Genomic DNA, 21,065 nt, shown 5'->3' with positions numbered 1-21,065 from the left:
CCGCGGTCTATCAGCCCCAGGAGACACGACATGCCTCAGATCGGAGAATTCACGCGCAATACAACCGGCTATTCGGGACACATCCTAACACTCAGCCTCGACCTCGATGTCGCGATCATCGCGGCCGAAGCCAGCGATGTGGAAAACGCGCCCGACTACCGGGTGCACGCTGGCAGCGAGGACGGCCCCGCGATCGGGGCTGGGTGGAAACGCTCCGGTGAAAAGGCCGGCGAGTTCGTGTCGCTCCTGATAGATGACCCGACCTTCGCGCAACCGATCCGCGCCAATCTGTTCCAGAACAGCCACGACAAGAAGTCCTGGTCCTTGCAGTGGTCCCGTCCGCGCGACCGCGCCGAGAAGGACTGAGCGATGTCCGCGCGCCGACGGTCGACACGCCATCCGGGATCGCACAGCCTGCTGCGCTCGGCCACACGGCCGGCTCTCGCGCTGCTTGGCGGCCTCTGCATCACATGCGTCCTTCCTGCACTTGCGGTGGCGCACGACCGGACAGTCGTCACGCCGTCGGTGCGAAGTCCTTATGAGGCCCACATCGCGGAAGCGGCAAGTCGCTTCCGTCTTCCGCCCGCATGGATCCGCGCGGTCCTTGCCGCCGAGAGCGCTGGCGTCGTACGCGCCACATCGCGCAAGGGCGCGATGGGCCTCATGCAGATCGTGCCCGAGACCTGGTCCGATCTGCGCGCCCGGTATCGCCTTGGCGGCGATCCCTACGATCCACGCGACAACATCATCGCGGGCTCGGCCTATATTCGCGAACTGCTTGATCGCTACGGATTCCCTGGCTGGATTGCTGCCTACAATGCTGGTCCGGGGCGCTACGAGATGTCCTTACAAGGCCGGCGCCTGCCTGCGGAGACGCGCGCCTATGTCGCCGCCGTTGCGGCCGCCATCGTCGACGACGGCATGACAAAAGCAATCAGTTCGGCAGTATCCGCACGGCCTGGCTGGAAGTTTGCGCCGCTCTTCGTCGCGCAGCGGAACGGAAGTGCGACCGCTTATGCAATGCAGCAGGGCCGTCCGCGCGATGACGCCTCAAGGTCCCAGACAAAGGGCGGACCGCCAAACGTCGCGCCGCAGTCAACTGGCCTGTTCGTGCCTAAAACAAACGAAAGGGCCGCGCCATGAGACACCCCGGGGCCCGTCGCATCATCTCGTGCTTCAGCGTGCCAAGGCGCGCGGAAAGGACAGGGGCAGGCACCACGACCGGGGGATTGCCGCCCGTAATCGGGGCGAGCGCCTGGCCGAGCAGCAAAACTGTGCGTCGACCGCTAGTCAACTGGCGATGGCCGGCGACTCGGCGGCAAAATCTGCTCCTGTGAAGCAACGCAGGAGGCGAACGATGGAATTCTTTTGCGGACTGGACGTGGCGATGGACGAAACAGCGGTGTGCGTCGTCGACGATCATGGCGTTGTGCATCTTGAGATGACGACGGTGACTGATCCCGACGCGCTGTTTGCGACGTTGAAGCCGTTTCTGCCGCGCCTGCGGCGTGTGGGCCACGAAGCAGGATCACTGTCGCCCTGGCTGCATCCGGAACTCAAGAAACTCGGCCTGCCGGCCGTCTGCGTGGAGACGCAGCACGTGCGCGCCGCGATGTCGGCGCAGCGCAACAAAACCGACAAGGCCGATGCGCTCGGCATCGCCCATATCATGCGCACCGGCTGGTTCCGCCAGGCCCATATCAAGTCGGAAAGCTGCTACCGGACCAAGCTTCTGCTGACGCACCGGCGCAATCTGAAGGCCAAGTTCCTCGACCTTGAGAACGCCATCCGCCATTCGCTGAAGGCGTTCGGCATCCGCCTAGGCAAGGTCGGTCGAGGGGCTTTCGAGCAGACGGTGCGCACCGCGGTGGCGGACGACCCGCTGTCGTCCGAGCTGATGGACGCCATGCTGTCGGCGCGCGCAGCGCTGTGGAGACAGTATTGCCGGCTGCACGATCTCGTCGTGAAAATGGTGGCGCGCAGCGAACTGTGCCGACGCTTCATGGCAATTCCTCGGCGTCGGCCCCGTCACAGCACTTTCGTTCATGACGGCGATTGACGATCCGTCACGCTTCCGTCGCTCACGCGACGTCGCGGCCTACTTCGGGCTGACCTCGCGGCGCTGGCAGTCGGGCACCTCGATCGACGTTCAGGGTCGTATATCGAAGGCCGGCGATGCCGATGTTCGACGCTCGCTCTACGAGGCGGCGTCGGGGCTGATGACGCGCTTCAAGGGCAGGGACAAGGTTAAGAGCTGGGGCCAGGCGATCGCCAAACGCTCCTGCCACCGCAAGGCCTGTGTCGCCGTGGCGCGCAAGCTGGCGGTGATCATGCACGCGATCTGGACCGACGGCACGTTCTATGTCGGCGATCCGGCGGCAAGCCAGGCGGACGCCGCGCGCCGTGCCCATGACAAAGCCCGCAAGCTGCTCGGAGCGCATCGATGAGCAGAAGACCGACAGTTGAAACGCATGGCACCGGCACGTTGACGGACGCCATCTGAGACAAGGAATCCGCTCCGGCGGATGAGGACCGATGCAGACCAGGAACGACGGAACGCACGTTATCTTGCCTGCGGCCGCGCCGATCGCGAGACGGCCGGACCGCGCCGGATTGCCTGTGACGATGCTCCGTCACTCCGATGGAAAAGTGCGCCACGACGGTTCCCGTGCTGCAAATAAGCAGCGCTGCTACGCCGTCGCAGAGCGCGGAAGACTGCACGGCGCATCGGAACTCGACGCAAGAGTACGGGATCGTGGTTTAGGGCATAGAATAGTCTATTATCGTAATTTTGAAGAGGAACGACGATGGAAAGAAAGTCGCGGAAAATACGACCGATTAAGACGGCAGGATAAAAGGCCGCACATTGTGCGTCGGTTGGGCGGTTGTTCTTGCTCGATATTCTGGCGTGTTGCGCACATTGCCAACCACCGGCGCAATGTGTGCGAAACGCCTACATTACTGAATTTGCGCCTTTTTCTACACGTTGCGGTGACGCGCGATGGATAGGGAGCGGGAGTTTCGCATTCGGCCTGGCCGGATCCGCTCGACCCGCGCCCAGCAGGCCCGGCCTTTCATCGCGCAGGCCCTCGCCGCGGCGAAAAAGGCTGGCGGCGCCATCTCGCGCTCGGGCCGGATTGTTCCCAGCAACCGCTCCCGTTTTGGCCACGGCCAGCGTGCCAGCATCCAAGCCAATCGCTTCGTCACCTCACGATCGCGTGGCGCTGTCGTCAAGGCACGCGTTGTCCGCCACTCCCTGCGGGCCGCCTCGCTTGGCACACACCTCACCTACTTGCGGCGCGAGGGAGTAACCCGCGACGGAGAGAAGGCGAAATTGTTTGGCCCGGGGGCCGAGGAAGCCGATGGTGCGGCCTTTGCTATGCGCGCCAAGGACGACCGGCACCATTTCCGATTCATCGTCTCGCCGGACGACGCCCTCGACATGGCGGACCTCAAAACCTTCACCCGCGAACTGGTGGGACAGATGGAGAAGGACCTGGACACGCGGCTCGACTGGGTAGCGGTCGATCACTGGAACACCGGGCATCCGCATCTCCATCTGATCGTGCGTGGTGTTCGTGACGACGGCCAGGATCTGGTCATCTCGCGTGACTATATCAAGGAAGGCATGCGTGACCGGGCTCGGGAGTTGATCACCCAGGAATTGGGGCCACGCACCGATCTCGATATCCGCCGGACGCTCGAAAGCCAGATCCAGTCCGAGCGTTGGACACAACTGGACCGCCAGCTGGTTCGCGACGGGCGCGACGACGGTGTCATCGATCTCGCCCCACGGGCCGACAAGCCACCCGACGAGTTTCATGCGATGAAGGTCGGCCGCCTGCGCAAGCTCGAATCCCTCGGTCTCGCCGAGCAACTCGGACCTGGTCAATGGATAGTCGACGAGCGGGCCGAAGCCGCGCTGCGCGAGCTCGGCGAACGTGGCGACATCATCAAACGCATGCACCGCGCGCTGAGTGAACAAAGCATCGAGCGCGGTCCAGCGAGCTACGTTCTGGCTGCAGAGAGTCTTGATGCGCCCATTATCGGGCGGCTGCTCGAGCGTGGGCTCGACGACGAACTGCGCGGGACAGCCTATGCTGTCATTGACGGCGTCGACGGACGCACGCATCACATCAAACTTTCCGACCTGGAAGCTTCGGGCGACAGCCTGCCCGGATCGATCGTCGAGTTGCGCAAATTCGATGACGCGCGCGGCCAACGCCGGGCAGCTCTGGCAGTGCGCTCCGATCTTGGTTTGGATGAACAAGTTGCGGCATCGGGTGCGACCTGGCTCGACCGCCAGGCGATCGCCCGCGAGCCTGTCGCCATGGCCGAAGCTGGCTTCGGCGACGAGGTCCGCCACGCCTTGAACAGGCGCGCCGAACACCTTGTCGATCAGGGGCTCGCAGAGCGGCAGGGAAGGCGGGTTGTCTTCGCTCGCAACCTACTCGACACGCTGCGCCGCCGGGAACTGGAGATGCATGGCGACAAGCTCGCGGACGAAACCGGACGGCCCTTCAACCGTGTCGCTACCGGAGGCTATGTCGCCGGCACTTATCGTCAGCGCTTGATGCTGGCCTCCGGCCGCTTCGCCATGATCGACGACGGCCTCGGCTTCCAGCTCGTTCCTTGGACGCCCTCTCTCGAAAAGCATCTCGGCCAGCACGTCTCCGGTGTTGCCCGTGATGGCGGAGGTGTCGATTGGAGCTTTGGCCGTAAGAGGGGGCTTGGCCTCTGACAACCCCAGAAAGGACCTGCAATGTCCGCCACGAAAATCCTATGGGGTCAGATCCTCACGGTCTTCCTGATCGTCCTGTTGACGACCTGGGGGGCGACGCAATGGACCGCATGGAGACTCGGTTTCCAGACGGGGCTCGGTCACCCCTGGTTCGAGGTTGCCGGACTGCCCGTCTACTATCCGCCCGCACTGTTCTGGTGGTGGTACTTCTACGACGCCTATGCACCAGGTATCTTCGTGGAAGGCGGATTGATCGCCGTGTCCGGCGGCTTCCTGTCAATCGTCGTTGCAATTGGCATGTCGGTGTGGCGGGCGCGTGAGCTCAAGAACGTCTACACCTATGGCTCGGCGCGATGGGCCGAGAGGAGGGAGGTGGAGGCTGCCGGCCTGCTCGGCGCCGACGGTGTCGTGCTCGGGCGCTATGAACGCCATTACCTGCGCCACGATGGTCCCGAGCATGTGCTGTGCTTCGCTCCGACCCGATCCGGCAAGGGCGTCGGCCTGGTGGTGCCTTCGCTGTTGACCTGGCCGGGCTCGGCGATCGTCCACGACATCAAGGGCGAGAACTGGCAGCTCACAGCCGGCTTCCGCGCTCTCCACGGTCGTGTGCTGCTCTTTGACCCGACCAATTCGAAATCGTCGGCCTACAATCCCTTGCTGGAAGTGCGCCGCGGCGAATGGGAGGTCCGCGATGTCCAAAACATCGCCGACATTCTGGTCGACCCGGAAGGGAGTCTCGAGAAGCGCAACCACTGGGAAAAGACTTCTCACGCGCTGCTGGTTGGCGCGATCCTGCATGTCCTCTATGCCGAGAAGGACAAGACACTGGCCGGGGTCGCTGGCTTCCTCTCCGATCCAAAGCGTCCGATTGAGTCCACCCTGGCAGCAATGATGAAGACCGCGCATCTAGGAGACGCTGGCCCGCATCCGGTCATCGCCAGTGCGGCGCGCGAGCTGCTGAATAAATCCGACAATGAACGCTCGGGTGTGCTCTCCACCGCGATGTCCTTTCTCGGTCTCTACCGCGATCCCGTCGTCGCCGAGGTAACCCGGCATTGCGACTGGCGGATCACCGACATCGTCGGTGAGAAACGCCCGGCAACGCTCTATCTCGTCGTGCCGCCTTCGGACATCAATCGGACCAAACCCCTTATTCGCCTTATCCTCAATCAGATTGGACGTCGCCTCACCGAGGATCTGCATACCAAGGCCAGCCGCCACCGGCTGCTTTTGATGTTGGACGAGTTTCCGGCCCTCGGCCGGCTCGACTTCTTCGAGTCCGCCCTGGCCTTCATGGCCGGCTATGGGCTGAAAAGCTTTCTCATTGCGCAGTCGCTGAACCAGATCGAGAAGGCCTACGGTCCGAACAACTCTATCCTCGACAACTGTCATGTTCGTGTGAGCTTCGCCACGAACGATGAAAGGACCGCAAAACGCGTCTCTGACGCGCTAGGCACTGCGACCGAGATGCGGGCGATGAAGAACTATGCCGGCCATCGGCTCTCGCCCTGGCTCGGACATCTGATGGTCTCGCGGCAAGAGACAGCCCGCCAGTTGCTGACGCCAGGCGAGATCATGCAGCTTCCCCCGACCGACGAGATCGTCATGGTGGCGGGAGCACCGCCGATCCGGGCGAAGAAGGCGCGCTACTATGAGGATGTCCGCTTCCGCGAACGCGTCCTCCCGCCACCCGAGTTGGGCCGATCCCAATCGGCCAATGTTGACGACTGGAGTCACCTGCAGTCGCTGGTCCACGCTGAAGTCAGCGAGGATCTCCTCATGCCCCAGCAGGACGATGGAGATCCGACGGGATCGGAGCGACGTCATCAACCCGAACTCAATCGTGCGCGGCCAGTCGAAAAAACCGCTCCGATCGACAATGAGTTCGAGATCAGCCCGGCCGACGACAGCGACGACGATGATGCGGTTCGCAATCGGCGCCTAGCGCGCCTGATGCAGGGCGTCGCGCGGCAGGTCTCGCTCGACCCTGATGATGGCATGGAGTTGTAGCTCCCATGACAGGTGGCAAGAAGAAGGTGCAGATTTCGGTCTACCTCGATCAGACCATTATGACGATGCTTGGCGATTATGCGGCCCGGCGCGATCAATCCCAATCCATGATCGCGGAGGCTGCGATTGCGTCGTTCCTGTCGCCGGATGCGGATGAGCGCCGCGAAGCGGCGATCGCCAAGCGCCTTGACCAGGTCGATCGCCGTCTGGCCCGGCAGGAACGGGATATAGGCATCGCGGTCGAGACCCTGGCGGTGTTCGTCCGCTTCTGGCTCGCGGCAACGCCTGCCTTGCCAGAGCCCGCCGCCCAGGCCGCGCGGGGCAAGGCCGCCGAACGCTACGAAGCCTTCGTCACCGCCTTGGGGAGGCGGCTGGCGAAAGGGCCGAAACTGCGACAGGAGATTTCGGACGATATCCACCCGACCGAGACAGGTGGGATTTAGGCTGACAGTGGCCACGAGAGTGGCGCCTCTACTTTGGCGGCGTTTACAGTTTTTCATAGTTGCGGCGATGGTCGCCGCAAATTGACATTATTGTAAACTGCGGCCACATGTGCTAGTTTATCGAAATGAAGAAATGCGGCGATGATTGCCGCATACATCAAAATCTATAAACCCAATGCCCACGAATGCCGATCGCCGAGAACTGCTTCAAACCCTGATGCCCGAGGGGCTTCTAGTGACGAAGCATTGGCTGACGCAGCAAAGCCCGCAGTTTGATCGTCACGCCCTCGACAACCTGCTCAAAAGCAAGCAGCTCAAAGCGCTGGCGCCGGGCGTATATGTGCGGCCAGGCACGCATTTGACCTGGCAAGGCGTCGTGGCCGCCTTGGAAACCATATTCAGCAAGGATCTTAATGTCGGTGGGCTTACCGCACTGGAATTGCAAGGATTTGCGCACTACCTGCCGCTGTCGCGCCAACGATCAGTGCATCTTTACAGCAAGGATGCTTTGCCGGCCTGGCTGAACCATGCGATACCGGCCGTACGGTTCGTCCGCCACAACCGCCTTTCCTCGCTGTTGGGATTCGGCTTCGTTCACCGGGAGTATGATCCGGTCGAGCGCACACTCAAAGATGTCGAACCTCCGGGCCGGCGGCAAGTTTATTGGCCTGTCACCTTGTCGTCGCCAGAACGGGCCTACCTTGAGGTGCTGATGGATGTTCCCGAGGCGATCTCCTTCGAACATGCCAATCAGCTGCTTCAGGGTATGACGACGCTTTCGCCGCGGCGCATGGAGCAGCTGCTGCGCAAATGCACCAACGTCAAGGTCCGCCGGCTGTTCTATTGGATGGCAGAACGCAACGCTTACGCATGGCTTAAAAAGCTGCCCCCTCCCGAAGCGCTCGATGATCTCGGCCTTGGCAGCGGCAACAGAGTTCTGGCCAAGGGCGGCAGACTCGATCCAAAGTATCGCATAACCGTTCCGGAGGAGATGTGGACACCGCCAGCCCCTACTACGGACAAGTCCGCCTCCTGACCCGCATCTTGCCGCTGGTGGCGGTGGAGAAGTCGTTTGCCCTAAAGGGTGGCACGGCGATCAATCTTTTTATCCGCGACCTGCCGCGCCTCTCTGTCGACATCGATCTTGTCTATCTGCCAATGGACGATCGTGACGCGGCATTGAGGAACGTCGCGGAGGCGCTTGCCCGCATCGCGGACGCCGTCATCGCCGCGATGCCTGGCACCGAGATTGTTCGCTCTTTCGAGCATCAGGCAGATGCACTTCGCCTCTTCGTCGCGCAAGGCAGCGATCGCATCAAGATCGAGCTCTCGCCGGTCCTGCGTGGATCCGTGTTTCCCGAGGAACCGCGCGAAGTGTCGCCCGCGGTCGAGGAGCAGTTTGGCTACATCGAAATGCAGCTTCTTTCCATCCCGGACCTCTATGCCGGAAAGATCTGCGCCGCGCTCGACAGGCAGCACCCGCGGGATCTTTTCGATGTGAAACTGCTCTTTGAAAACGAGGGCCTCACCGAGGACCTGGTCAGGACATTTCTGGTCTACCTGATCAGCCACAACCGGACTATGGCCGAACTGCTGCAGCCAACGCGCAAGGATATCGCCGGCATCTACGAGGGCGAATTCGTTCGTATGTCCCAGATCGAGGTCAGCCTCGACGAACTGCTGGCCGTCCGCGAACGCCTGATCGCAGACCTCAACAAGGCCCTGACCGAGGATCAGCGCAAATTCCTCCTGTCCTTCAAGGCAAGGCGCCCGGATTGGAACCTGCTAGGTATCGAAGAGGCCGACAAGCTTCCCGCGGTTCGCTGGAAAATGCACAATCTGGAACGCATGCAGCGAGACAAGCACCGTCAGGCATATGAGAAGTTGGAGAATGCGCTCGGCCTCAGTTCCAGGCAAGCCAAGTAGGTCTGCCGCTGGTCAACGAATCCCAAGCTGATTAGCGAATACATCGACGTTCAAGCGTAACCAAGCTTGGCGGAGGCCGGCCGCCCGGCATTTGACGTTCTCGGGCCCGCCGCCGTTCACCTGTATTTGCACGCTGTGCTACGACGACAATGGAAACTTGTTGAATCAGCGGAATTTCTGGCTCTTTTGATCATCCCCAAGCGGGGACCGACTGAATTGTTCCCGACCGAAACGGGGACAACATGGCTGCTTCGCACAACGATACCGAAGGACGAGCGCGCAGCTCGCGCATGCTGCGCACGGCGCTCGGGCCGGCTATCAGCCGGTTCCTGGACGATCCCGAAATCGTCGAAGTGATGTTGAACCCGGATGGCCGGATTTGGGTCGATCGGCTCGCCGAGGGTCTGTCCGGGACGGACGAGATGATCTCAGCCGCAGACGGCGAGCGGATCGTGCGACTGGTCGCCCATCATGTCGGCGCGGAAGTGCATAGCCGCTCGCCGCGCGTCTCGGCGGAGTTGCCGGACACCGGAGAACGCTTCGAAGGGTTGCTGCCGCCTGTCGTGACAGCGCCTGCCTTCGCAATCCGTAAACCTGCTGTCGCTGTCTTCACACTCAAAGACTATGTGGCGGCAGGCATTATGAGCGCACAACAGGCAGCGACGTTGCGCGCCGCCGTCGCCACCCGTCACAATATCCTTGTCGCCGGCGGCACATCAACCGGCAAGACGACGCTGACCAACGCCTTGCTTGCCGAAGTCGCCAGAGGGTCTGACCGCGTGGTCATCATCGAGGACACGCGCGAACTGCAGTGCGCGGCTCCCAATCTTGTCGCCATGCGGACCAAGGATGGCGTTGCTACCCTGTCTGACCTGGTTCGCTCGTCGCTGCGTCTGCGGCCCGATCGCATACCGATCGGCGAAGTTCGCGGTCCGGAGGCTCTCGACCTGCTCAAGGCATGGGGCACAGGCCACCCCGGCGGAATCGGTACCATCCATGCCGGCTCCGGTATCGGCGCGTTGCGTCGGCTCGAACAACTCATCCAGGAGGCCGTCGTCGCCGTTCCTCGTGCGCTGATTGCCGAAACCATCGACCTCGTCGCGGTGGTTGCCGGACGCGGCTCGGCGCGGCGGCTTGCCGAACTCGCGCGCGTCGAAGGTCTCGGCCCCGACGGCGACTATCGCATCATTCAAGCCAAACCTACCGACACAGGAGAGAACTCATGATCGCCGCCCTTACACGCGGCTACCGCAATGCGGTTGCCGTTGCCATGATCCTTATTGTCAATGTCGCCATTGCTCCCGCCGCCAATGCGTCCGGTTCGTCGATGCCGTGGGAGCAGCCCCTCGAGAAGATCCTGCAGTCTATCGAGGGGCCGGTCTCCAAGATCATTGCCGTCATCATCATTATTGTGACGGGGCTGACGCTCGCCTTCGGCGATACGTCGGGCGGCTTTCGGCGGTTGATCCAGATCGTCTTTGGCCTGTCGATCGCCTTCGCGGCCTCCAGCTTCTTCCTGTCGTTCTTCTCGTTCGGCGGCGGAGCATTGATCTGATGGCGACCGCTTTCGAACAGCTCGACGCGGTGCCGGGATGGATCGTTCCTGTTCACAAGGCACTGACCGAGCACATCCTGCTCGGCGGCGCGCCGCGCTCCATCGCGATCCTGAACGGCACGCTTGCCGGCGCGGTCGGTCTCGGCCTGCGCCTTTGGCTGGTCGGCCTCATCATCTGGGCGCTCGGCCATGCCGCCGCGGTATGGGCCGCGAAGCGCGATCCGCTGTTTTTCGAAGTCGGCCGCCGGCATCTGCGACTTCCCAGTCATTTGTCGGTTTGAGGACGTGGCCATGATGAACCTTGCCGAATTTCGCAGTAGCGCCAGCCGCCTTGCCGACTATCTGCCATGGGCCGCTCTTGTCGCCCCCGGCGTCGTCTTGAACAAGGACGGCAGCTTGCAGCGCACCGCCAAGTTTCGCGGACCCGATCTCGATTCCGCCGTCGCGGCCGAATTGGTCGCGGTCGCCTCGCGCATCAACAATGCCTTCCGTCGCCTCGGCTCTGGTTGGAGCATCTTTGTGGAGGCTCAGCGCCACGAGGCGGCAACGTATCCCGAGAGCCAGTTTCCCGACGCGGCCTCCGGCCTGGTCGATGCCGAACGCAAGGCTGACTTCGAGGAAGAAGGCGTCCATTTCGTCTCGAGCTACTTCCTCACCTTCCTCTATCTGCCGCCCGCCGAGGAGGCCACGCGTACGGAAGGCTGGCTCTACGAGGGACGCGAACAGTCCGGCGTGAATCCGCGTGAGATCCTGCGCGCCTTTGTCGACCGCACCGAGCGCGTGCTCTCGCTGCTCGATGGCTTCATGCCGGAATGCCGTTGGCTGGACGATGTCGAGACGCTGACCTACCTGCACTTCACTGTTTCGACGAAGCGCCATCGTGTGCGCATGCCGGAGACGCCTGTCTATCTCGATGCGCTGTTGGCCGACGAGCCCCTAACGGGCGGGCTCGAGCCGCGTCTTGGGGACCAGCATCTTCGCATGCTCACCATCATCGGTTTTCCGACCGCGACGACGCCGGGTCTGCTCGATGAGCTCAACCGGCTTGCCTTTCCCTATCGATGGTCGACGCGCGCGATCCTGCTCGACAAGGTCGACGCCACGAAGCTGCTGACGAAAATCCGGCGCCAGTGGTTTGCCAAACGCAAGAGCATAGCAGCGATCCTGAAGGAGGTGATGACCAACGAGGCGTCCGTGCTGATGGACACGGACGCCTCCAACAAAGCGGTCGACGCCGACATGGCCTTGCAGGAACTCGGCGCCGACATGTCGGGCTTGGCCTATGTCACTGCGACGATCGCAGTCTGGGATGCCGATCCGCGTCTCGCAGACGAGAAACTGCGCCTTGCCGAAAAGGTCATCCAGGGCCGCGATTTCACGGCTATGGTCGAAACCGTCAACGCCGTCGATGCTTGGCTCGGCTCATTGCCCGGACATGCCTACGCCAATGTCCGCCAGCCGCCTCTCTCGACGCTCAATCTCGCCCACATGATTCCCCTCTCTGCCATGTGGGCGGGGCCGGAACGGGACGAGCATTTCGGTAGCCCCCCTTTGCTTTACGGCAAAACCGAAGGCTCCACCCCGTTCCGGTTGTCCCTGCACGTCGGTGATGTTGGCCACACGCTCGTCGTCGGCCCCACCGGCGCGGGTAAGTCGGTGCTTCTTGCGTTTTCAGCCACTTTTGCTAGATCATGTTGTCGGAGGCGGCACATGGGTCGACTTCGCCGTCGACGAGGCCAGAGTGCGAAAGCTGACAGAAGCAATCCATCAGAATGCTCCTGAACTCGCCATCGCTGCCGAAATGATATTTGTTGATGCAATTGCGAACGGGTGGATCAAACAATCTGCCAAGGAATGACCAAGCCGGATGGTACGCTCGCCGGCTTCGAAATTGGTTTTGCCACTGATCACTGCGCCAGAATGAAGGTCAAATACGCGATCACGGCTGACTGCTCCTTCGACAACATGATCCCGGCACTCAACGTTGGCAAGTATGATGCTCTCATGGCCGACGTCGCCACAACGCGGGAGCGCGAAGAGCTTATCGCCTTTTGAAAACCGTGTGCTTCGATCTGCTACACATTTGCGACACCCTGTTTTCAAGGTTGCGTGATGGGCAATGGCGCTGGCGTCGGTATGCGCAAGCAGGGCACCGAACTCAAGGCAATGTTCGACAAGGCCTAGCAGGATGGCACGATTAGGTCACCGTCGGCTTCGGTTTTTGGTATCGACGTGACGCCTCAGTGAGGCGCGGTTTGATTGGGATGCTCCCTTGATTTTATTGCGAAATTTCACTCGGGGGCGCTACCATAAGAGGAGCTTTTCTCATATTTTTCAGTTAGTTAACTAGATTTTGGTAGCGGGAGAGCGCTACCGCCTTTCCCCCACTCATCAAACCACCAGTTCCGGCTTCGCTGCTGCGGCTGACCGAAACAAGTCGAGCGGCGACAAACCCTTTGGTCACCGAAGGCAGAGAATCGTCGCCGATCAGCCGCCGGACTTGTCGAGAATGGGGATCGCGCGATCTCGGCCGGTTGGCTTCCATCCTGACGCAAAAAAAGCGGACCGCCGCGGACGGGGACAGTCGGTCCCGCGTCCCGTGCTGCGGCCGGCGCTATGCTGACGCTCCTACGGCTGTCCCGTTAACCGCCCGCGGCGGGGGCGAATTTCCTCCGTCCTGCGCGCGACAACCGTCCACTGTTGCGGACGCGCGCAGGACTGCAGTTTATACGCCCTTCTTCCTTAGCGTGCCGACGGTTGCCGGGGCCGGCATCTTTCACGGTATACGCGCTACTTCAAAGCCTCATTGAGAAGGCTCCGGCTTAACGCCGTAGTGCACCTCGCAATGATCAGGCTGCTGAGGAAGGCGCTCTGATAAACGGTGTTGGCGTAGAGCCTGATGTAGCTCCTGAAGTCGAACTCCGGAGGATAGGGAAAGTTCGGCCGGCTCGACAGCGAGGCGAACAGGACGTGGAATCGCCCGTGGCCGCGCCGAGCACGTGCCGGACTCGCCGAACTGCTGCGCTATCGACATGCCGTTGAGCACGCCGCACGGCGCGCCGAGCAAGCGGGGGGCGAGCGATGCCGACAGCGTCGGAATAAAGCAGAGCCCAAAGCCTACCACTGGCACGCACCAGGGTGAGCTTGGACTTGTCGCCCTTCACCGGGTCATGGATTAGAGATCGCATGCCGCGCTCCAAGACGCGGTGACCCTGGAAGACTCTGTATGGCTGATACTCATGGCTCAGCTCAACTTATGGCCTAGTTTGCGATTATTCATGTGGAGCACTTGAAAACAAGGACGAATGACGGAACGATTAATAGGTGAGGCTTATGAATATCCAAGCCCGGCATATTCGCGCCTTCATCGCCGTGGCTGAGGAAAGGAGCTTTGCGCACACCGCTGAAAGGCTGAACGTCTCGCAACCGGCGCTTTCGCAGACCATCATCCAGTTCGAGGAGACGCTTGGCTTTCCGGTATTCGAGCGCACCACCCGCAACGTGAGCCTGACCCAGTCCGGAGAGAGGCTGCTGGTAAGAGCGCGGACGCGGGACAAGGACATCGAATTGTTCCAGGGCGAGGCGAGGGCGCTGCAGCTTGCCCTGAAGAACAGCTTGCACGTCGGCTACATGATCGGCACCGCCGTTCAGTTCATTCCGGCGATCATTCGTGAGTTCGAACGAATGCGCCCGGGTGTCTCACTGCACCTGCAGGAGTTCGATTTCTCGGATCCGACGGCAGGCCTGGGGGACGGCAAGGTCGATTGCGGCATCATTCGGCCACCTGTCGATCTCGACGACATCGAAATTGTCAACATCGAGAAATGCGTCGTGTGCCTGCCGACGGGGCACCATCTCGCTCGTCGAACTTGATGACATATTCGACGAGCCGACGTCGCCGCCCCGGTGCCCGGCGTATGGCGCGACTACTGGCTCGCCAATGAATACCGCTTCGACAGGCCGGCCAACGTGGTCTTCAAGGCGGCCACCGTCAACTCCGGGCTTCAGGCGGTTGCCTCCGGCCGCGGCATAAGCATCACCCCGATCGACCACACCTGCCGCCAATGCTGAGCAAGCGAGGCGCTGAATGCCCGCATTATTCCCTTCGCAAGTGCCGGTTAGTGAGATTGGGCCCTGGCCAACCAACAGCTACCGCTCATTTTTTCGCAAGAGAAACCTAGTTGCACGAGGGAAATTTCTGATTTCACGCGGACCTGTCTTCAGGGCGATTGCAATCGGGTCTGCTGGGCGGAAGCACAACCTCTTCGCAGCATGTGCGGTATGCGTCGTAAAATCTCGACCGCGCTGGACTAAAGGAGGCCATTCCGGCAGCTCCCGGTGGATTGTTGAGTGCGGAATCCAACAAGAACCATTTCAACTCTTGCAACAGACGGTTCAGTCTGCGCAACAAAAATTCACCGTTGACATTTTGTTTCCTTTGTGAAACTCTGTTTCCGTCTTCCAAAGCCGAGCGATGAGAGCAGGCGAATTTTGTAGAGTGCTGCGAGGCCTCAGCGACCTCATAACGTTGCGGGAACTAACGGACCGGCGGCGCAAGAAGTGCCGACAGTGGGAACCTGAAGGGTCATCTAGTGGGAAAAATGCTTGGTGTAGACGTCGGTGGGACGTTTACGGATTTCGTATCGTTTGACCGCGAAACAGGAAAAGTCGAAGCCTGGAAGAACCTAACTACGTCTGGCGATCCAATCAAAGGAATCGTTACAGGCCTGGAGAAGTTCGGCGACTATTCAATCGAATATCTTCGGCTTGGAACGACAATTGCTACGAATGCACTTCTGGAGCGCCGCGGCGCAGACGTTGCATATATAACCACAAGAGGCTTTCGGGATATCCCGTTCATCCAGAGCGGAAAGCGCAAGGGAAGCTACGATATCACCTGGGTCAAGACGGCCCCTCTGATTCAACGGCGAAATGCTTATGAGGTGGACGAGCGGATAGATGCCGATGGCAAGATCCTGAAGCCGTTGGACGAACATGGCGCACGGGAAGTGGCTAGGCAGATCCGTTCAAAAGGCCAAGTTCATGCCGTGGCTGTGTGCCTGTTGTTCTCCTACGCTAATCCAGCACATGAACGGCGCCTGCGAGAGATACTAGCCGAAGAACTCCCGGACCACGCGATCTCGATTTCATTTGACGTGATGCCGAGGTGGAAGGAGTACGCCCGGGCACAAACGACGATCTCTGATGCCTATGTAAAGCCGCTCCTTCAACAGCAAGTTGCGCGCATTGATCAGTACTTCTCCTCTAGAGCTGACGATCCACGCGTCGTTATGATGAAATCGAACGGCGGCGAGGTCGCGCTCACCGCGGCCGCGAAGGTGCCTATCAATCTCGCCGTGTCAGGGCCGACTGGCGGCGTCATCGGCGCGCGTGATCTATCGAAGGCCATCGGCGAGAGCCATGTCGTTACGCTCGATATAGGCGGAACATCAACAGACTGCGCCAGCATCGTTGACTTTACAGAAGCATTTACGACGAACTTTGAGATCGAGTTCGGCCTGCCCATCCAGGTACCGATGATCGACATTAGGACTTTCGGAGCGGGAGGAGGTTCAATCGCCTGGGTTGATACGGGAGGAATGCTGCGCGTTGGGCCTATGAGCGCCGGCGCAATGCCTGGGCCAATCTGCTACGGACGGGGTGGCACCAAGCCGACCGTCACGGATGCAAATGTGGTCCTTGGGCGGATCGATCCAAATAACTTCCTCGGGGGAAGCTATCGTTTAGATAAGGACGCGGCAGTCCACGCGATCGAAGTCCTGGGACAGTCCATCGGGCTGGGACTCGAAGAAACCGCGTGGTCGATCCTGCGCATTGTTAACAACAACATGCTTGGGCCGCTGCGCGCTGTGCTAACTGAGCGGGGGCATGATCCGCGCGATTTCGCACTTGTTGGCTTTGGCGGAGCTGGTCCGCTGCATGTGGCGGAACTCATGGCCGAAGGCGATCTCAAGAAAGCAATCGTTCCAAACTATCCCGGTCAGTTCTCCGCTTACGGCTTTCTGCGAGCAGATGCTCGGGTTGATCTCGAACGCACTGTCCCCATGACATCCAACACATTCCAGGGTGACAAGCTGACGGAAGTGCTTGGCGCTCTGAGACAAGCAGCCGAGAAGGAATTGGAGGAGCAGGGCTATCGGGGCAACGTCATTCTCATGCCGAGTGTGGAGATGCGTTATTTCGGTCAGAGTCATGAACTCGAGGTCCCCATCGATTTTATGAATTTCGACGAGGCAAACACCAAGAGTCTTTTCCGAAAATTCAACGAAGCACATCAATCGCGGTACGGCTATCACAATCCCGAGGAAAAACTTGAGATAGTGAATCTCAAGCTGACAGCGGTCGGCGCGACCGAAAAGCCGGTATTCGAAACGATCGAAGAGGCGGGTAGGAACGTTCAGCCCACTGGAATGCGTCGTGTGGTGTTTGAGGACGGGCCACGGGATACGCCAGTATACTGGCGATCTAACCTTGGGGCGGGTTCAACGATTGATGGACCAGCACTGGTAGAAGAAATTGCTTCGGTGACGGTCGTACCTGAATACGCAACAATGAAGGTGGATCAGTTCGGCAACTTGATTATTTCGCGCAAGAGTGGACTCCGCTAACATGAAATTATCACCGAACAAGTATTACGTCGAAAAATACCTAAAGTGTAGAAACTGCGGGGCGCTACTTTTTGCGGGTCAGACCCACGTTGGATCAGAAACGTTGTTCTGTTCAGCCTGGTGCAATGAGTGGTCCGCGCAAAAGGCGCGGGGTATCGCCTCACCGCAGATCCCATTGGGCACCGACGCCGGCGGAGGTGCGGTTGCCACGGCATCGGCGGTGGACATCTCGGTGATCGAAGGCTTGCTGACGTCCATCTGTCGCGAGATGGGCATCAATCTCATGCGTACCGCCTACTCTTCTCTCTTCAGTGAGTCAGAAGATTTCAGTTGCGGACTGGCCACGCCAACAGGTGAACTGATCGCGAACGGCGACCACTGCCCGTCGCAGATCGGCGGGATACCGCTCCTCGTCCGAACAATGATCCAGGAAACGCCTCTCGACACGATCGAGGAGGGAGACGTAATTCTTCACAATGATCCCTATCGGGGGGGGTTGCACACTCCAGAGCATACTGTCTTCAAACCTATCTTCTTCGAAGGTCGGATCGTAGCTTTCGCCGTTGCGGTCGGACATTTTGTTGAGGTGGGCGGTATCGCGGCCGGCGGCTTTCCCGGCGACGCCACCGAGATATTCCACGAGGGACTGCGGGTTCCGCCTGTAAAGATCGTCAAGCGTGGTCAGGATGACGCCGACGTGTGGCGGCTGCTTCTTGCCCAGGTGCGTACGCCCCGCATCTACTACGGAGATATGAGGGCTATGTTGAGTTCCGTGGCACTTGCTGAAAGGCGAGTGCAGGAGCTCTATACGAAATACGGCTCAGAGCGATTGGATAATATTGTAGCATCGCTGCTGAATTATTCTGAGAGAAGAACCCGGGCCGAGATCGCAAAAATACCTGATGGAATATATCGGTTTAAAGACATAGTTGAAGACGACGGTATTGATCGCGACAAAGAATATCAGATTGCTGTCGCGGTGCATATTCAGGGCGAGCAGGCGGTTGTCGACTTCACAGGCAGTTCGCCTCAGGCCACTGGGCCGATAAATGCAACCCTGGGGGTCGCATGGTCTGCGGTCTTCAACGCGTTCCTGCACATAACTGACCAGACAATACCGAAGAACTCAGGGTGCTATAGGCCTATCAAGATCATCGCACCGGCTGGCAGTATCATGAATGTCGACTACCCGGGTGCCGAGGTTGGCGGAAATACTGAAACGCATCCGATCGTTGTGTGCGCCATTTTCGGCGCCTTATCCAAGGCACTCCCTAACCGTGTGATGGCGGCTGAGGGTTGCACGCATGGATGCCTGACTTTCGGTGGATATCACGAGAAATTGGGCGAGTCCTTTGCCGGTTTTGATCTCTCGGTTATCGGTTATGGTGGCAGACAGTTCGCCGACGGCAATAGCACTCTTGATTCAATCAACGGCAACTGCGCAATCACCCCTGTCGAAGTCTTTGAAACAAAGTTCCCATGGCGGATCGAAGAGTATTCGCTACGGACAGACTCGGGCGGCGCTGGCACATTTCGCGGTGGTCTGGCTACGTCTCGGACCCTTGTGGCACTGGGACCAATTTCAATCAACCAGATGACAAACCGGCACCGTATCCCTGCTTGGGGGCTCGACGGAGGCCAAGCCGGCATGACAGGTGCCACGCTGTTCCGCACGACGTCGAGCGTAGATTGGCGCAATGCGGTCGAGGCATTCGGTCGCGCGTCCTCGAGCAAGTACTCCAATATCAAGTTGAAAGAGGGGGATGTCGTACGTGTGCTCATGCCTGGCGGTGGCGGCTACGGTGATCCGACAAAGCGCGACCGACAAAAGGTGATCTCAGACGTGCACGACGGCTATGTGTCGCTGCAGTCTGCTTTAGAGGCATATGGCCTCGATCTTCAGCTGGGTGAATCGGGTGCGCATTCCGATGAACGTCGCTAAAAACTCTTTCTGGCTCGCCGACGCTCTCGGCAGAGACCTCAGCGCGGCACCTCAATTGAGAGGCGATGTAAGTTGTGACATCGCAATAGTCGGAGGGGGATACTGCGGATTGTGGGCGGCGCTCGCTCTCAAAGCGGCGGACCCATCTCTTGAAATCATTATCCTCGAAAAGGATATCTGCGGCGCTGGTGCCAGTGGCCGAAATGCCGGATATGTCTTGAGTTGGGCTGGTCGGCTACCTGCACTTACAGCCCTCTGCGGCGCAGACGAAGCTAGCTCGCTTGTCCGTGCGTCTATGGCAGCGGTCGATGAAATCGAAGAGTTCTGTCGTCAGCACAGAGTAGCCGAATTTAGGCGCAGCGGCTGGCTTTGGGCGGCGACCTGCGACGCTCATGTTGGAGCATGGAGGAGCACACAACTCGCACTGGACGCTGGCCACCTCCCTAAATTTGAACAGTTGACGGGCAGACAGATCTCCTCCCGGTGGGGCCTTGACGGATTCAAAGCTGGCGTCCTCGATCCTTCCTCTGGAACTGTGCATCCCGCAGAGCTCGCCCTGGCGCTGCGGCGGACTGCCACAGAAAGTGGCATCCGAATTTTCGAACGAACACCAATGAACCGGTTTCGGCGTCGCGGTTTCCTTGAAGTGACGACTCCGTATGGTTGCGTGCGCCCCAAGAAGCTCATCCTTGCCATGAATGCATGGATGGGCGCCATGCGCGAGTTTCGATCCTCGATTTTAGTAGCTGCATCAGAACTCGCAACCACCAGGCCAGTCCCCGAAATCGTGGAGGCAATGGGCTGGACCGATGGCCCCGTCGTAAATGACGCTCGGCTGATGGTAGGTGCCATTCAAGCTCGCCCCGACGGTCGAATCGTGTTCGGAAAGGGTGGAGGCAAGATCGGCTACCGGGGGGTAAATGAGTCGCGGTTCACGGGTCCAGCTCCCCGGCTTCGGCTGATGGAAGCGGAGTTTCATCGATACTCTTCTGCATTCTCTAATCTGAAGGCTGAGCAAAGCTGGATTGGGCCAGTCGATCGCACTCGAGATGCGCTTCCTCTGTTTGGCTACCTGAACAATAACAAGGACATAATCTACGCTTGCGGGTTCTCCGGCAACGGAGTCGGGCCAACTCGACTGGCCGCGCGCTTCTTGAAAGATTTGGCGCTGGAACAGCGGACCGAACTCACGTCGTCTGCCTTGATTAGAGGCCCCACAGGAGGCTTTCCACCCGAACCCTTCAGGCAAATTGGCGGTCGCCTAGTACTCCGAGCCGTGCATCGCAAGGATGTGCTTCAGCATGCCGGCAAACGCGTGGGGGCGACTACGAATTTTCTCGCGGGATTAGCTCCCGCGACACTCGTTGTTGGCACCAAAGCGAGGAAAAAATAGGATGATCAGGCGCCATAATCCACCTCAGCTTCATGCACCCATTGGCCCATACGTTCACGTGAACATCACCGAGCCTGGCGCGCGACTATTCGCGTCTGCCGGACAACTCGGGATCAACCAAGCCGGAGAGATGCTGAAGGACGACAAAGAGCAGATCGCAGAAGCGTGGCTGAACGTGGGTCGCTGGCTTGCCAGCGAAGATCTCTCTCCGGCGGATGTATTGAAGATTACGGTCTTTATGACCGATGCGACCCACGTTGCTTACAGCAGGGAACGCCGCGCCGAACTGCTTGGCGATGTCATCACAGGCAATACGCTCGTTTATGTATCGGCACTCGCTCACCCAGACATGGTAATCGAGATCGATGTGCTGGCGTCCAAACTATAAAAAGACGATGTGAAATCGCAATAGGCACAACAAGAGAG

Annotated in this window: 17 protein-coding genes and 2 pseudogenes; all 19 read left to right on the top strand. The window is 59.9% G+C overall.

The genetic code is table 11. The annotated features are described in order from the left end of the window. Positions 1–30: 30 nt before the first annotated feature. The 19 genes and pseudogenes from AC56QQ_RS28225 to AC56QQ_RS28135 all read left to right on the top strand — a co-directional run bounded on the left by AC56QQ_RS28225 (position 31) and on the right by AC56QQ_RS28135 (position 21,027). Positions 31–366 (top strand): DUF736 domain-containing protein, encoded by a 336-nt coding sequence (locus AC56QQ_RS28225; RefSeq protein WP_489859826.1) that lies wholly within the window; start codon positions 31–33, stop codon positions 364–366. A 126-nt stretch (positions 367–492) separates the two neighbouring features. Then, positions 493–1,143 carry a lytic transglycosylase domain-containing protein gene (locus AC56QQ_RS28220; protein WP_489859827.1) on the top strand — a complete coding sequence of 217 codons (651 nt, stop codon included), beginning with the start codon at positions 493–495 and terminating at the stop codon, positions 1,141–1,143. Between the two features lie 214 nt (positions 1,144–1,357). Then, a pseudogene (locus AC56QQ_RS28215) lies at positions 1,358–2,447 on the top strand (IS110 family RNA-guided transposase). Positions 2,448–3,001: 554 nt separating this feature from the next. Beyond that, positions 3,002–4,741: a relaxase/mobilization nuclease domain-containing protein gene (locus AC56QQ_RS28210; protein ID WP_489859829.1), complete on the top strand. Its 1,740-nt coding sequence runs from the start codon at positions 3,002–3,004 to the stop codon at positions 4,739–4,741. 21 nt (positions 4,742–4,762) lie between these two features. Further along, the gene (locus AC56QQ_RS28205) at positions 4,763–6,751 is read left to right on the top strand and encodes a conjugal transfer protein TraG (protein ID WP_497100574.1); all 1,989 of its coding nucleotides are present in this window, start codon (positions 4,763–4,765) and stop codon (positions 6,749–6,751) included. 5 nt (positions 6,752–6,756) lie between these two features. Then, a complete protein-coding gene (locus AC56QQ_RS28200; protein WP_489859830.1) occupies positions 6,757–7,194 on the top strand; it encodes a CopG family transcriptional regulator in 438 nt (145 codons plus the stop codon). 235 nt (positions 7,195–7,429) lie between these two features. Then, positions 7,430–8,230, top strand: a complete 801-nt coding sequence (locus tag AC56QQ_RS28195) for a type IV toxin-antitoxin system AbiEi family antitoxin domain-containing protein (protein WP_497103993.1) — start codon at positions 7,430–7,432, stop codon at positions 8,228–8,230. After that, positions 8,188–9,120, top strand: a complete 933-nt coding sequence (locus AC56QQ_RS28190) for a nucleotidyl transferase AbiEii/AbiGii toxin family protein (protein ID WP_489859832.1) — start codon at positions 8,188–8,190, stop codon at positions 9,118–9,120. The genes AC56QQ_RS28195 and AC56QQ_RS28190 overlap by 43 nt, the downstream gene beginning before the upstream one ends. A 242-nt stretch (positions 9,121–9,362) precedes the next feature. Then, positions 9,363–10,346 carry a P-type conjugative transfer ATPase TrbB gene (trbB, locus tag AC56QQ_RS28185; RefSeq protein ID WP_489859833.1) on the top strand — a complete coding sequence of 328 codons (984 nt, stop codon included), beginning with the start codon at positions 9,363–9,365 and terminating at the stop codon, positions 10,344–10,346. Between the two features lie 44 nt (positions 10,347–10,390). Continuing rightward, entirely contained in the window at positions 10,391–10,675 is a 285-nt protein-coding gene (locus AC56QQ_RS28180) for a TrbC/VirB2 family type IV secretion system protein (RefSeq protein ID WP_489863636.1), read from the top strand. Continuing rightward, positions 10,675–10,956, top strand: a complete 282-nt coding sequence (locus AC56QQ_RS28175) for a VirB3 family type IV secretion system protein (protein WP_489859834.1) — start codon at positions 10,675–10,677, stop codon at positions 10,954–10,956. Before AC56QQ_RS28180 ends, AC56QQ_RS28175 begins: the two co-directional genes overlap by 1 nt. Before the next feature lie 10 nt (positions 10,957–10,966). Further along, a pseudogene (locus AC56QQ_RS28170) lies at positions 10,967–12,352 on the top strand (VirB4 family type IV secretion/conjugal transfer ATPase); the annotation flags it as partial. A gap of 177 nt (positions 12,353–12,529) precedes the next feature. Continuing rightward, a complete protein-coding gene (locus tag AC56QQ_RS28165) occupies positions 12,530–12,730 on the top strand; it encodes a transporter substrate-binding domain-containing protein (RefSeq protein WP_489859835.1) in 201 nt (66 codons plus the stop codon). Between the two features lie 1,278 nt (positions 12,731–14,008). Continuing rightward, complete coding sequence (locus AC56QQ_RS28160) at positions 14,009–14,548, top strand: LysR family transcriptional regulator (RefSeq protein WP_489859836.1); 540 nt, start codon at positions 14,009–14,011, stop codon at positions 14,546–14,548. Positions 14,549–14,581: 33 nt separating this feature from the next. After that, the gene (locus tag AC56QQ_RS28155) at positions 14,582–14,746 is read left to right on the top strand and encodes a hypothetical protein (protein ID WP_489859837.1); all 165 of its coding nucleotides are present in this window, start codon (positions 14,582–14,584) and stop codon (positions 14,744–14,746) included. Positions 14,747–15,276: 530 nt separating this feature from the next. After that, positions 15,277–17,304, top strand: a complete 2,028-nt coding sequence (locus AC56QQ_RS28150; RefSeq protein WP_497100575.1) for a hydantoinase/oxoprolinase family protein — start codon at positions 15,277–15,279, stop codon at positions 17,302–17,304. A gap of 175 nt (positions 17,305–17,479) precedes the next feature. Next, positions 17,480–19,246 (top strand): hydantoinase B/oxoprolinase family protein, encoded by a 1,767-nt coding sequence (locus AC56QQ_RS28145; protein ID WP_497103992.1) that lies wholly within the window; start codon positions 17,480–17,482, stop codon positions 19,244–19,246. Next, a complete protein-coding gene (locus AC56QQ_RS28140; RefSeq protein WP_489859842.1) occupies positions 19,191–20,639 on the top strand; it encodes an NAD(P)/FAD-dependent oxidoreductase in 1,449 nt (482 codons plus the stop codon). Before AC56QQ_RS28145 ends, AC56QQ_RS28140 begins: the two co-directional genes overlap by 56 nt. 1 nt (position 20,640) lies before the next feature. Further along, positions 20,641–21,027: a RidA family protein gene (locus AC56QQ_RS28135; RefSeq protein ID WP_489859843.1), complete on the top strand. Its 387-nt coding sequence runs from the start codon at positions 20,641–20,643 to the stop codon at positions 21,025–21,027. The last annotated feature ends 38 nt before the right edge of the window (positions 21,028–21,065 follow it).

This window comes from Mesorhizobium sp. RCAM 05099, from assembly GCF_059683685.1.
The sequence above is the reverse complement of the archived record's forward strand: the minus strand, read 5'-3'. Positions and strand labels throughout refer to the sequence as shown.